We start from the raw sequence: 14,059 nt of genomic DNA on the forward strand, positions 1-14,059 counted from the left end.
CCTTTAAGAGTAAATATTACTTTATAATTATTTATATTATTATCTTTTAATTTTTTGCAAGCTTCGACTATAACACTATGGTTTTTATATATGAATTCACTTGCAGGATAAAAAAAAGTAGAAAAAGATTCTTTACTAGGTTTAAAAAATTTTGTAACTTGTATATTTAAGTTTGGAGGTACAACTTCCATTTTATTATTATTAACACCAGTCTTTTTAATGCAGGAACTTTTCATCCAATTTGTTTGAACAATTACTTTATTTGCCTTTTTTACTGATTTTAAAATATTTATTGCAACTATATTTTGGTAAACCCATAAAAGTCTATTTTCTTTAAATTTAAATTTATAATCTATAAAAGGTAAGCAATTATGAACATAAACTATTTGATTAATATTAGTATGTGGGATTATCACATTTTGAAAAGATATAATTTTATCAATCGAATATTTTTTTATTAGTCTAGGTGCTACAATATGATCAAAAAACAACCTATGGAACCAGCTTTTTTTTATCCAAGGAAACCTTAATACTTTTATATTTTTTTCTCCCTTTAGATAAGGTTTGCTAAGGACAAATGTCCAATTAATATTCTTATCAGGATGATTTTTAACCTCATAATAAAATTCATCTAAAATAGACAAGGCACCCACTGTTTCAGCTGGAACATTAAAAATCATTATCTCCATCAAATACTTATTCCTTCCCCCAGACAACCTTATTTACTATTTTGGTATAGCTTTGTATTATTTTTATTACTTTAACAGACACATTAGTTTCAATATAATCTGTAACCGGAGTCACTAATTCGTTATTTTCCCACATACTTCTGCATAATTCTACTGATTGCAGAACATCTTCTGTTTTAATTCCACCAAGGACTATTCCGCCCTTATCTAAAGCCTCCGGTCTTTCGGTTGATGTTCTAATTGAGACTGCAGGAAAACCTAAAATGGAAGCCTCTTCAGGAACTGTACCACTATCAGATAGTACACAAAAGGCATTTATTTGCAACTTATTATAGTCAAAAAAACCAAAAGGTTCTAAATTGCTTACAAGTGAATGGAATTTAAAATTTCTTTTTTCAATTATTTTTTTACTTCTTGGATGGGTAGAATAAATTACTGGTATTTTATATTTTTCAGCTATCGCATTAATTGCATTCATAAGCGAGAAGAAATTTTTCTCATTATCTATATTTTCTTCTCTATGTGCTGACACTATTATATATTTCCCTTTTTCTAATCCTAACCTTTCTAAGACATCACTAGTTTCAATTTTTTCTTTATATTTTTTTAATACTTCTGTCATCGGTGATCCAGTAACATAAATATGTTCTTTACGATAACCTTCTGATATTAAATATCTTCTAGCATGCTCTGTGTATGGAAGGTTAACATCCGAAATATGGTCTACAATTTTTCTATTAATCTCTTCAGGGAGGTTTTGGTCGAAGCACCTATTTCCTGCCTCCATATGGAAAATTGGCACTTTAAGTCTTTTAGCGGATATTGCAGATAGAGCGGAGTTTGTGTCGCCCAGAATTAGAAGTGCATCAGGTTTTTCTTTTTCTAATAGTGTATAGGATTTAGAAATAATATTACCCATTGTTTCACCCAAGGAATTTCCTACACTATTAAGATAATAATCAGGTTCTCGGATACCTAAATCCTCAAAAAATACCTGATTTAAAGTATAATCCCAGTTTTGACCAGTATGAACCAAAATGTGATTAAAATATTTATCCATTTTCTTAATAGTTTCACTAAGCCTAATTATTTCTGGCCTAGTACCTACTAATGTCATAACTTTAAGTTTGCTCATTTTATTACTCCTCTTAATAATTCATATTGTGGATATAGTTCTTTATGACTTTCTATCCATTCTTTCATTTCGATTATCATTTCTTCATATGATGGGATTATAAAATTAAAATCATTTCTAGTATTTACTAATGACTTNNGTTATTATTAGTGAATCATTTTTAAAATATTTATTAAATAACTTTAGTAATTCGTATTTAGTAATAGTTGAATTATTTACTAAATTGCATACACCAGTTAAGTTCTCTTTCACTGCTTGTTCCATTGCCTTTGCTAATGTAAGGGTGGTCACTCCAGTCCAAATAGCCTTGGTATAACCATTAATCTCTCTTTCTTGCTTCATAAACCAGTTAAATAGACCGATACCATCCTTTTTCATATCGGGACCAATTATTGAATTTCTAAAAGTAAGGTTTTTATTATTTTCAATTTCCCCTAAAGCTTTTGACCGATCATAGAATGATTCCCCATCTTTAAAAGAATTTTCACTATATCCACCTGTTTTCCCTGAAAAGACACAATCAGTACTCATTTGAATAACTTTTGTATTCATATTTCTTGTTATAAAACTTAAAAAATGTGGAAGGTAGCTATTTATAAACACAGCCTTATGTTTATTTTCCTCTGCGTCATTATTTAATATTCCGATACAATTAATTACTGCATCGAACTTCCCATTATTAATTGTATCTTCAATTAATTTTATATCATGTACGTCACCAATAATATTTTCGCAATAATTAAACGGTGTACGAGAAAATCCAAACACTTGGTGCCCTTGTTCTTTTAAATAGATGCAAATGGTATGTCCTGCCATCCCTGTTGCACCTAAAATGAGATATTTCATATTTTCATTAACTTCCCTTCATACTCTATTAATTCTTTCTGAATATAATCAAGGCTAAGAAGTTTTTCCTTAATCTGCTCAATATTTAATATCTCAGTATTATGAGAATTGTACTCGTCTGAATATGAAAGTAATTCGTTCCCTTCAACAAAATATTTGTCATAATTTAATTCTCTCTTATCCACTGGAACCCTAAAAAACCCGCCCATATCTTCTGCATTTATATTTTCTTCTTTAGTTAGTAGAGTTTCATATAGCTTTTCTCCGTGCCTTGTCCCTATAATTTTAATCTCATTATTTGCATTGAATAATTCCTTTATTGCCTTTGCTAAGTCGCCAATTGTTGAGGATGGCGATTTTTGAACCATAATATCTCCAGAATCTGCATTCTGGAATGCAAAGATAACAAGTTCTACCGCTTCTTCTAGGCTCATTAAAAAACGAGTCATATTAGGATCAGTAACAGTTAGTGGTTGTCCACTTTTAATCTGTTCTACAAATAATGGGATTACGGAACCGCGTGATGCCATTACATTACCATATCTCGTCCCACAGATCATTGTTCTATCTTTTGAAACTGTTCTTGATTTTGCAACAAAAACCTTTTCCATCATAGCTTTTGAAATCCCCATTGCATTAATAGGGTAAGCCGCCTTATCAGTTGAAAGACAAATAACTTTTTTTACGCCTTTTTCAATGGCCGCATTTAGAACATTTTCAGTTCCAATTACATTTGTTTTTACAGCCTCTAATGGAAAAAATTCACATGATGGAACTTGTTTTAATGCAGCAGCATGAAATACATAATCAACATCATACATAGCATTTCTTACACTTGAAATATCTCTAACGTCACCAATATAAAATTTAATTTTATCATTCTTATATTTTTTCCTCATATCATCTTGCTTTTTTTCATCACGGGAAAAAATACGAATTTCTCCAATATCGGTATTTAAGAATCTATCTAAAACAGCATTACCAAAAGAACCAGTACCACCAGTTATTAACAAAGTTTTATCCTTAAACATTTTTAACATCTCCATGTAAATGAATATTTGTAAGTAGCGTATTCAATCTATCATTATAAACACTTTTTGAAAATTTAAGGTCATAATATTTTCTAGCATTTTGCCCGTATAAATAATGTTTATCCTTTGTAGCAACAAACTTCAAAATGTTTCGTGCTAATTGTTTATGGTCTTCAGCAGAACAGCAGATACCACAATTAGCCTCATTAATAACAATTTGAGTTTCACCATCAATTGCTCCTAAAATTGGTTTCCCAGCAGCCATATAGGATTGAACTTTATTTGGTAAAGTATATGATATAATTTTATTTTTCTTCAAAGTGACTAAGAACGCATCCGCCATTTCATAAAACCTTGGCATACTAGATATTGGATGTTGACCATGAAAAGTAATATTTTTAAGTTTTAAATGAAATGCTAATTCTTCGCATTTTTCTCTTAAAGAACCATCCCCTACTATATGAAATTTTATTTTTTCCTCATTTCTTAGTTCATTAGCAGCAAATATAATAGTCTCTACACTCTGCATTTCACCAATATTCCCTGCAAATACCAAATTAGTAAACTCATTGTTTTCTTTTATTGGGATATTTTCAAATAAGGATTCTGCATAAACAGGTAGATGGATAATACGTTCTTTAATTTCTAAAGTATTAACAAAATATTCTTTAAAAAGCTTGGAACTAGTAAATATATAATCAGCACTTTTATAAATCCATTTACAAAACTTCAACAATAAGTTATATACTTTGCTTTCTGTCGAGATACCACCTGATACCATACTCTCAGGCCATAAATCATGACAATAAATAATTAATGGTTTTTTTGTAATTCTTTTTAAGAGGATACCGGGTATTGCCATCGTAACAGGGGAAAGTTGATAAACTAAAATTATGTCAAAATCCTTTTTAAGAAAAAATGCTTTTACCGTTGAACTAATAGCAAAACTCAAATAATTTACTGCTAATTTCTTTATTCCTTTTCCCCTTCCGAGTAGCCAAGAACGATATACATTAACCCCATTTATTTTTTCATTTCTATTTTTAAAGTATTTATACTTTTTATCTATTAAGCCACTTGGGTAATTTGGCAAACCGGTAAGAACTGTTACTTGATTCCCTTCTTTTGCTAATTCAAAGCAAATATCGTTTACCCTGAACTGCTCAGGGTAAAAATATTGGCAAATTACAAGGATTTTCATCGGTTTATTCCTTTTTTATCAAGGTATTCTTTAACTTCTTGTTTAACCCCTTCATTAAACCCTACTGGAAAGTATCCTATATCCCTTGAGGCATCTTCATAACTAAATACCTTATCTTCTTGCATTCTTAGAACCTGCTCAACAGAAATAATTGCATTTTTTGTCAATGAGTTATATACTTTAGCAGAAAAAACCGAAAACCATAAAGGTATTTTAATTATAATAGTCTTCCTATTAAGTGTTTCAGAAACACATTTAACTAAATCAAAATATTTAATTGGATCTTTTCCTGATAAGTTATATTCTTTATTTAATGTTTTTTGTTTATTAACTAGGGTATCATAATAAGCATTCCCTAAATCTTTAGCATGGACAGGCTGCATAAGGTTTTCTCCTTTGCCAAACATAGGGAAAAACTTGCGCCTATATAGGTAATCTACTAATTTATACATATTTCTATCTCTTGAAGAACCGTAAATCATAGTAGGTCTTAAAATTGTAATACCTATTTGATTACGTTTTTTAAGTATTCCTTCTTCTATTTTTATATATTCTTCTGAAGCACTCTTATATTTAGAATATCTACCAGTTGTATGGACAAGAATTGCCCATTTTACATTATTATGAATGGCAGCATCTATAATATTATTTGAGAAATGAATGGTAGAAATATGTAGGACAGTTTCAACCCCTACCATTGTTCTATTTAATAGATCCTTGTCCTCTAATTCACCATAGACCTTTTCTATGTTAAGACCTGATTTATCTAAAAAAGAGGTATCACTATTATGCCTCACTAAACATCTAATTTTCCCATCATACTTCTCTTTAATTAATCTCTCTAAAAACCATTTTCCAGTATGACCTGTTATTCCAGTAACATAAAGCATGCTTTTCCCCCCAAAACTTTATTTCAAAAATACTTTTAGGTATTTCCCTCTTTAACACCATCACTGGTTATTACATTAAATATCGTCTTAAAAAAAACTTTCAAATCAAAAATAAAGCTAATTTTTTTTGCATATTCCCCATCTAATTTTGACTTTAATTCAATTGGAATTTCATCTCTTCCATTTATTTGCGCCCATCCTGTTAATCCTGGAAGGATTTCATTTGCTCCATATTTATCTCTTTCTGCAATTAAATCAAACTGATTCCAGAGTGCTGGTCTTGGTCCAATAATACTCATTTCACCCTTCAAAATATTAATAATTTGCGGTAATTCATCTAAACTTGATTTTCTCAAGAATTTCCCTACTCTTGTAATATACTGTTCAGGGTTTTTTAATAGATGAGTAGGCATATCACTAGGTGTATCAATTTTCATTGTTCTAAATTTTAAAATTAAAAACTCCGTTTTATCTTTAGTAATTCTACGTTGCTTGAAAAAAATAGGTCCCTTTGAATCTAGCTTGATACATAAAATTAGTACCAGAAAAATAGGTGAAAGTATTATCATACTAATAAATGCAATAACTTTATCTAATATTTTTTTTATACAACTTCTGTAAATCACTACTATTCCCCTCAATCAGAAGATAAATTCCATTTAACTTTTTCTTCTTTAAATACATATATATTAGTAGAAACTTGTCATATCGCTTAAAGATACATGATCAATTTACTACGCTTACCATTGTTGAGAAATCATATTTGTTATTCGCCACTGCTAGTAACGTGTCATGCATTTCTGTTTGAGACATTTCCAATAGTTCTTCGATTAAAAGATTTAAAATAGAACTGTCAATAAGCTTTACTTTACCTACATGAATTTTCGGAAAAATTTGCTCTGGGTGAACTTCATTTTCATTTAGCAACTCTTCGTACATCTTCTCCCCAGGGCGTAGACCAGTGAAATGAATTCCAATCTCTTCTTCTGTAAAACCAGATAGTTTGATTAGGTTCTTTGCTAAGTCAACAATTTTTACCGGTTCTCCCATATCGAGAACAAAGATCTCTCCACCCCTGGCAAGGGCACCTGATTGAATCACTAACCTGGATGCTTCAGGGATGGTCATAAAATATCGAGTCATTTCCGGATCGGTAACCGTCACCGGTCCGCCGGCCTGGATTTGCTTTTTAAATAACGGAATGACACTTCCTCGGCTTCCCAAGACGTTTCCGAATCGTACAGCGACAAATTTTGTATGGCTATTTTGGGCTAAGCTCTGAATGACAAGTTCAGCAAAACGTTTAGTAGATCCCATGACATTCGTAGGATTTACTGCTTTATCGGAAGAGATTAACACAAACGTGTTCACTCCAAATGTGTCGGCTGCTTCGGCAACATTTCTAGTTCCGAAGATATTGTTCTTTACAGCCTCTCTTGGGTTGAATTCCATTAATGGTACATGTTTATGCGCAGCCGCATGGTACACAACAGCTGGGCGATGCTGTTCCATGATTTCAAACATTCTGGCCCGATCCTGAATGTCGCCAATGACCGCGAAAATTTCAATTTTCCCTATGTATTTCTTACGTAGTTCCATTTCAATTAGGTAAATGCTGTTTTCACCATGTCCTACGAGTATTAGTTTTTGAGGATTGAATTTACAAATTTGCCGGCATATTTCCGAACCAATTGATCCACCAGCACCTGTGACCAGGATGGTTTTACCAGCAACATACTCGGAGATACGTTCCATATCAAGCTCCACGAGTTCCCTGCCCAATAAATCTTCAACCTGAACATCCCGAAATTCATTAACTGAAATCTTCCCAGTCATTAAATCTTCCAACATCGGAATCGTTTGAGTTTTTGCTTTCGTTTTGGTACATTCTGCAAATATCTTATTTAATTCTTTTTTTCCTAGAGAGGGAATCGCAATAATAATATTTTCTATTTTGTATTTCTCTACGATATCTGGGATTTGTCTGGAGTCACCGACAACTGGAATCCCCAAAACATCCAATTTGAATTTCTTCGGATCATCATCGATAAAGGCAACTGGTTTTAGCTCAATGTCGTGATTATGTAATAACTGACGCGCCACCATCGTTCCACCTGCTCCGGCTCCAACAATTAAAGTCTTCTTAATATCTTTTTTGTTATATACGAAATGATCACGGAATACTCTCCATGTAAATCTGGATCCTCCTATTAATAAAACGTGAAGCATCCAAGTAATCATTAATGCTCTTACATATATATTATGAAAAAACAGCTCTTGCATAATCGCAGCTACAGCAATGGTAAGAGATACTGCCTTAACAATAGTAGTTAACTCCCCCACACTCGCATATTCCCATGCCTTACTATAAAGCTTATAAATAAAGGAAAAAATATGGTGCCCAATTAGTAAGGTAATAACTGTTGCCAGTAACATTGGATTCTTAAAAATAACAAGTTCCGGACTTAACGTCCAATAACTCACATAAAACGCCGTAAACACAATAATAGAATCCAAACCTGCCAGCGTTGTTACCCTGTTTCTATAAGTCACAGCTTCCTTCCCCCTCATATTTTCTATAAACATTTTTCGTAAAACTAAATACTTTTTTAAAAAATAAATACCTAATGGAAATATAGGTTTAGTCTTTAAACCTATCCTCTATTAGATATTTATAGATGTTTGGTTTTAAATTAACTCTTGCACTATACCCTTTTTTGATTCTAATGTCATAGACAAAAAGACCTATTTTTCAGGTTGAAAAACCCTACTATTGTAGACAGAGGGGGATTTTCAATTTCGTATGGTTAAAAAAAGAGAAACTTTTTCTTTTTAGCAATTGGAGCTGGTATTTCTTTCATGATGTTACTTCCAGCAATTAATAATTCTGCGTTTTCCTCAAATAAGTAGACATAGTCTAAACCAAAATTTGAATCAATTAAGTCAAATGCTTCCGACATCTTGAATGTTCGATTATTCACATTGTGTGCATCTGAAGCAATAAAATGAGTTAAATTTGATTCGATTAATTGCTCTGAAAATGCCTTAATTTTTTTACCGAAATATCCACAGAGACTGGATGCTGTTACTTGCGTTAGTGCTCCTTTTTCTACAAAGCGGTATAACAATTCTGGGCGTTCAATTAGTTCTGAGTTTCGTTCTGGATGAACAATGATAGGTACTAATCCTTTTAACTGAACATCAAATAGAAGTTGTTCTGCGTATCTTGGAACATGATTCGATGGGAATTCAATAAATAGATACTGAGTACCATTTAATGTTTGGATTTCCTCGTGATCATAATCTGCGATGATTTCTCCATAAATCCGTGGCTCCTGGCCTGGCAGGATGGTTACACCAATTTTAGCTTCAGTTAAAGCCCGATTCAGCTGATTTACACTTTCCAAGATACTTTGTTTTCGATTATCATACTGACTATTTAAATGGGGAGTGGCAATTATGGTATGTATACCTTCCTTTGCTGCTTCCATAGCCATTGTTATACTATCTTCCAAGAATTGTGCTCCATCATCTATACCAGGTAATATATGACAATGAATATCTATCAAAGTTTGCCACTCCTTTCACAAAGATTTGTATACAATCAATTAATTTCCATAATAATAGTAGTAATTTGTGTTTTCGAGTTTCTTATTATTTAAAACCACGCCAAGTAGTTTGCTTTGTGCTGAATCTAACAAATCTTTAGCTTTTAGTAATTGCTCTTTTTCTGTTTTTCCACTTGATACCACTAACACGGTACCATCACATTTATTAGCAAGAAGCTGTGCATCTGTCACTGCTAATACTGGAGGGGTGTCAAATAGTATGACATCAAATAAGTCACGCGCTTCCCTAAAGAAGGCATCCATTGCTCTTGAGCTAATCAGCTCGGACGGATTCGGAGGAATAGGTCCACTCGGTAACACAAAGAGATTATTTTCTGTTATTCCTGTCATTGCATCTATTAAAGTCATTTGTCTTGTTAACACACTGGTTAAACCATGAACATTCGTTAAATTAAATGTGTAGTGAACCGTTGGTTTACGCATATCTGCATCAACTAGTAAAACTTTCTTACCCTGTTGTGCAAACACAACAGCCAAGTTTGCTACGGTAGTAGATTTACCCTCCGATGGACCAGATGAAGTGACCATTAATGTTTGTATATCATTATCAACGGATGAAAATTGAATGTTTGTTCTGATGGTACGGTATTGTTCCGAAATGGGAGATTTGGAATCAAGGCTGGCAATCAATGTCCTTCGATTGTTTGATACTCTCTTATTATTTTTCTTAGGAGCCAATGGTCTCACCTCGCATTCCCTTAGTACTTCTTTCTGATCTAAGTTTCTTGCTGTTTCGCTTTAATGTTGCCTCATCCATAGTCGCAATAACACCTAGAACAGGAACACCAATTAATTTTTCTATATCCTGCTCACTTTTAATAGTGTTGTCCAAATATTCTAATAAGAATGCCAAACCGACTCCGACCATAAGGCCAACTACCAATGCAATGGCAATGTTTAACAATGGTCTTGGTTTGATTGGAGCGGCACTGTCCTCTACTTCTGCTTTTGTTAGAATTTTTACGTTATCGACACTCATAATTTTTACGATTTCTGTTTTGAATACTGAAGCAGTTTTATTAGCAATTTTCGCTGCCATTGCAGGATTAGGATCTTGTACAGATACATTCACCACTTGCGAATCTTTTTCATTTGCAACTGTAATTTTCTCTGTTAATTCTTTCACAGTCATATCCAAATTCAATTCATCAATAACCGTTTCTAGTATGGCAGGACTTTTAATGATGACGTTATAGGTATTAATTAATTGAAGGTTTGTTTGAACTTCGTTGTAGTTATAAACTGACTCGTCCTGTTTAGATTGGTTCACCAGCAATTGAGTGGATGCCTGATAAATTGGCGTAAGAAAAAAGTAACTGATGATTCCACTTATTAATACAGCGATAAAAGTTATGCTAACGATTAATCGTAATCTTTTCTTTAAGGTTTGCAATAATTCTACTAAACTTATCGTTTCTTCCATGATGTCCTCCCAGTTTTTATCCAGTAAAATTGAAACTTATGGTATTATATCATATTTAGTGGTAAATCCGACACATTTTCGTAAAATTTTCCTTTTTTATTCAAACTTTTTCCTATTACCATGAATTATGAGGGAAATCATCAAAATTGGAATATTTTATACACCATTTTTGCTATAATAGTTGTGCGATATTATTTGGAGGTTCTTCCATGAAAACTTTTTTTACGTATATTCTAGGACTTATTACAATAGGCGTATTAATTTACGGCCATTCCTATTGGAATCAAAAAATTGAAGCTGCGCCTAAGAGGGATTCTTCTGCTGTTACGAAACAAGATATTCAGGAAAGTGGGGCTAATTCCAGTAATTTACTCGCTTTTTCAAAGAATTGGCCGGCCGATTCCATTGAAGGGTTTAAACAGGCTATGGCAGAAAAACGTCCATTTAAAATACTGTTTGTTGGTTCTCCTGCGATTGGGTCAGAAACAGATGGTGCCTATCCGATCATTAAGAATAAATTACTGGAAACTTACGGTGAGAAGAATATACAGGTTGGAATCAAAACCTTTAACAGCACTTCCACTCAATTACTTCATAGTCCGGGGATGGAGGAAGTGATCAGAGAAAAAGCGGATTTAGTAGTCTTAGAGCCGTTTATTTTGTTGAATAATGGAAAAATTTTAATTGGGGATACATTAAAGAACGTTACCCAAATGATGAATGACATTAAGGCTGGTAATCCGAAGATGACCTTTATTCTGCAGCCATCATTCCCGCTTTATAAGGCTAAAAATTATCCAACTCAAGTAGGCGAATTGAAGAAATTCGCCGAGTCGAATCAGATTCCTTATTTAGATCACTGGGCCGAATGGCCTAATTCTAATACTAGCGAATTTAAAAATTACTTACTGCCAGATCATAGTGCACCAAGTGAGAAAGGGAATCGCATATGGAGTGAGTATTTAATAAACTTTTTCATTAGTCATGATTAAAAATGGCTGCCGGAATTAGCCCGGCAGCCTTATTTTAATTCTCAACCTTAATATTACCCTTAGTTCCATCTTTATAAACAATCGTATAAAGCGTGTAAGTCGAATATTCCTTTACAGAATAAGTTTTAACTCCTACCTTCGTACTCAAATTCATTATAGATTTGTATTCTGTGTTGGCTCCGCTGTTGGTGAAACGCAGTTGAGAAATGGGATCTTTATTATTAAATTTTAAGGATTCCCAGCCGGCAATTGGGTTAGTGGAGCCTTTGTATTGTTTAAAACTTACTTTAGGTGTTAGCTGGATGAATTCTAACTGCCGGCTTTCTATTGTGCTTTTCAAATTAAAGGTGGTGTTCTTGCTATTTCCTATTTGGACATCCTTACCGATGTTAAATATTTCTGTGTATGTATGCTTCGTAGCCGATTGCATTGTATCACGGATTAGGATGCTATTTTTACTTTTCAAATAGATGATGGTTCGTTTAACCTTTACGCCTGGATATAAATCGTGGCCGCCAACAATGTAGCTGTAGTATCCAGCTGATTTAGACTTTAATATTCGCGACTTATTGATTTGGGTTTTAGTAAGTGCATATGTTGTATTGTCGACAACGATGGCGTTATGGGCCATAGCACTTCTAAAATATTTGCGGTAAGCATCCGTTTCTACATAGTTATATTTTCCTGAATCGACGAAAAAGTCCGTCTTTCCGTATGTTAGTACAAAAGATAAATCATCCGCATGTTTATGAACATTCGAATGGTAGGCAGCTGTAAATAAAAGATACACTGGAATAGATTTATTCCACCCGTTTCGCAAAATGCCCACGCCTCCGTCAGGAAAAACAGCATCATCATCCGGCTTCACTCCTTGTGCTCCTTTCGAAAGCACATACTGGAGTTTTGGACTTGTATAATCATTTGGATTAAGGCTATAGAGATCTCCCGGTTCTGAATCACCTAAGATTGGTAAGGTTCCATCCGGTTTCATTAAATAGGCTAAGTAATCCTCCATTAGGATTACTTTATTTTTTAACGCGGAATTCGTCTGGCTAAATTGACCAATAAAGTCAGTAATCCCTTTAAATAAATTTAAGATAATCACATGGTAACTAGGGCTATGCTCTTTGTGGACGCCACTGGCAGAAACATCATTGTCCACATGAATCAAAAGACGTGTCATGGCCTTATCGTACCAAAACTGACTTTTCTCCATGTCCGGGAAAAGTAATGCCAGCTCGATCAAGGAACGATCTTGAAATATTCCATGATTATTTCCTTTTGAATAATATTGATCATCCGCTAGGAATTCGCCGTGCTTTTCCAGTAAATCCATTAATTGATCAGCGAAGGCCTGATCATATATCGTAGAGTTTTTATAGTATTCCCAGAAATAAACGATATTGGTCACCCGATTGGCAGTACTATGATCATCCCATGCAGATGGGCTTGCCTGGTTGGCTGGAGAAGGATTGGCTTTCATCCAACTGTCGATTAACCACTTGGATTTTTCCAAGTATTCCTGTTTTGGATTCAACTCGTAAGCGTTCATTAAATAACCAACCATATCTAAACTATGAAAGTAAAAACACCAGGTTGCGTTATTAAATGGATCCTCTTTCCAAGTTATTTTCCCGCTAATTGGGTAAACTGGAAAGATGCTATTAACATAATACTGGTTATTAACTATTTGATCTGCTATTTTAATAGAATTTTTATTTGGTTCTATCCGCTTAAAGATTTTTAGTTCTTGGCCCGCCACATCCTGCTTAATGGTTGATGTTGCAGCAAACACAGGCTGTATTGGTTGCCAAAACAGAAGAATGGAACCGATCATCCAAACTCCTAATGCGCCTTTCAGAAAACGGGCTTTCTTGATCCTCCCCACTACTCTCTCCCCTTTTTATGTATTCAACCTTTTCATTCTATCATATTTGTTTTTTAATATAATAAAAAGCGGAAATAACTAAGGGCTGCCGGTGATTCTCCAGCAGCCCTATTACTATATAATATTTACCCAATAAGTAAATGCTTTAACTCTTCTTTTAAATCTTTTATTAATTCGTCCAGTGTCAGTTCTGATTCATTCTGACCTTTTAGATAGGCCTTTCTTACAATCTCAGAGAATTCTACCTGATCAGCATGCATATTCGTATCTTGCTCGTTCAATTCGACACCCTTCCCTCTGAATTATTCATATTCATCTATTTTACTAGAAAGTTG

Annotated in this window: 13 protein-coding genes and 1 pseudogene; 1 reads left to right on the forward strand and 13 read right to left on the reverse strand. The window is 33.5% G+C overall.

Annotated elements, in window-relative coordinates; all coding sequences use genetic code 11:
• The 11 genes and pseudogenes from V7083_RS01555 to V7083_RS01605 all read right to left on the reverse strand — a co-directional run.
• Positions 1-689 (reverse strand): annotated as a pseudogene (locus tag V7083_RS01555) (glycosyltransferase); the annotation flags it as partial.
• Positions 690-696: 7 nt separating this feature from the next.
• Complete coding sequence (gene wecB, locus V7083_RS01560) at positions 697-1,824, reverse strand: non-hydrolyzing UDP-N-acetylglucosamine 2-epimerase (RefSeq protein WP_335474638.1); 1,128 nt, start codon at positions 1,822-1,824, stop codon at positions 697-699.
• A 117-nt stretch (positions 1,825-1,941) separates the two neighbouring features.
• A complete protein-coding gene (locus tag V7083_RS01565; RefSeq protein ID WP_335474640.1) occupies positions 1,942-2,670 on the reverse strand; it encodes an SDR family oxidoreductase in 729 nt (242 codons plus the stop codon).
• Positions 2,667-3,701, reverse strand: coding sequence for a polysaccharide biosynthesis protein (locus V7083_RS01570; RefSeq protein ID WP_335474643.1), 1,035 nt, complete (start codon positions 3,699-3,701; stop codon positions 2,667-2,669). The genes V7083_RS01565 and V7083_RS01570 overlap by 4 nt, the downstream gene beginning before the upstream one ends.
• Positions 3,694-4,902, reverse strand: coding sequence for a glycosyltransferase family 4 protein (locus V7083_RS01575; protein ID WP_335474646.1), 1,209 nt, complete (start codon positions 4,900-4,902; stop codon positions 3,694-3,696). The genes V7083_RS01570 and V7083_RS01575 overlap by 8 nt, the downstream gene beginning before the upstream one ends.
• Positions 4,899-5,792 (reverse strand): NAD-dependent epimerase/dehydratase family protein, encoded by an 894-nt coding sequence (locus V7083_RS01580; protein ID WP_335474648.1) that lies wholly within the window; start codon positions 5,790-5,792, stop codon positions 4,899-4,901. Before V7083_RS01580 ends, V7083_RS01575 begins: the two co-directional genes overlap by 4 nt.
• 35 nt (positions 5,793-5,827) lie before the next feature.
• Complete coding sequence (locus tag V7083_RS01585) at positions 5,828-6,400, reverse strand: sugar transferase (protein ID WP_438823682.1); 573 nt, start codon at positions 6,398-6,400, stop codon at positions 5,828-5,830.
• Positions 6,401-6,518: 118 nt separating this feature from the next.
• Positions 6,519-8,345: a polysaccharide biosynthesis protein gene (locus V7083_RS01590; RefSeq protein WP_335474652.1), complete on the reverse strand. Its 1,827-nt coding sequence runs from the start codon at positions 8,343-8,345 to the stop codon at positions 6,519-6,521.
• A 254-nt stretch (positions 8,346-8,599) separates the two neighbouring features.
• Positions 8,600-9,361 (reverse strand): tyrosine-protein phosphatase, encoded by a 762-nt coding sequence (locus V7083_RS01595; protein ID WP_335474656.1) that lies wholly within the window; start codon positions 9,359-9,361, stop codon positions 8,600-8,602.
• A gap of 39 nt (positions 9,362-9,400) precedes the next feature.
• Positions 9,401-10,099: a CpsD/CapB family tyrosine-protein kinase gene (locus V7083_RS01600; RefSeq protein WP_335474701.1), complete on the reverse strand. Its 699-nt coding sequence runs from the start codon at positions 10,097-10,099 to the stop codon at positions 9,401-9,403.
• On the reverse strand, positions 10,089-10,844 hold the full coding sequence (locus V7083_RS01605) for a YveK family protein (RefSeq protein ID WP_335474659.1): 756 nt from the start codon (positions 10,842-10,844) through the stop codon (positions 10,089-10,091). Before V7083_RS01605 ends, V7083_RS01600 begins: the two co-directional genes overlap by 11 nt.
• Before the next feature lie 209 nt (positions 10,845-11,053).
• On the opposite strand from V7083_RS01605, the gene V7083_RS01610 reads away from it, so the two are divergent.
• Positions 11,054-11,836, forward strand: coding sequence for an SGNH/GDSL hydrolase family protein (locus tag V7083_RS01610; protein WP_335474661.1), 783 nt, complete (start codon positions 11,054-11,056; stop codon positions 11,834-11,836).
• A 34-nt stretch (positions 11,837-11,870) separates the two neighbouring features.
• On the opposite strand, the gene V7083_RS01615 is transcribed toward V7083_RS01610, so the two are convergent.
• Both V7083_RS01615 and V7083_RS01620 read right to left on the reverse strand, forming a co-directional pair.
• A complete protein-coding gene (locus tag V7083_RS01615) occupies positions 11,871-13,724 on the reverse strand; it encodes an alginate lyase family protein (protein ID WP_335474664.1) in 1,854 nt (617 codons plus the stop codon).
• A gap of 125 nt (positions 13,725-13,849) precedes the next feature.
• A complete protein-coding gene (locus V7083_RS01620; RefSeq protein ID WP_335474666.1) occupies positions 13,850-14,005 on the reverse strand; it encodes a hypothetical protein in 156 nt (51 codons plus the stop codon).
• Positions 14,006-14,059: the final 54 nt, after the last annotated feature.

Origin of the sequence: Bacillus sp. JJ1764, assembly GCF_036962145.1 — a bacterium.
GTDB lineage: Bacteria > Bacillota > Bacilli > Bacillales > Cytobacillaceae > Neobacillus.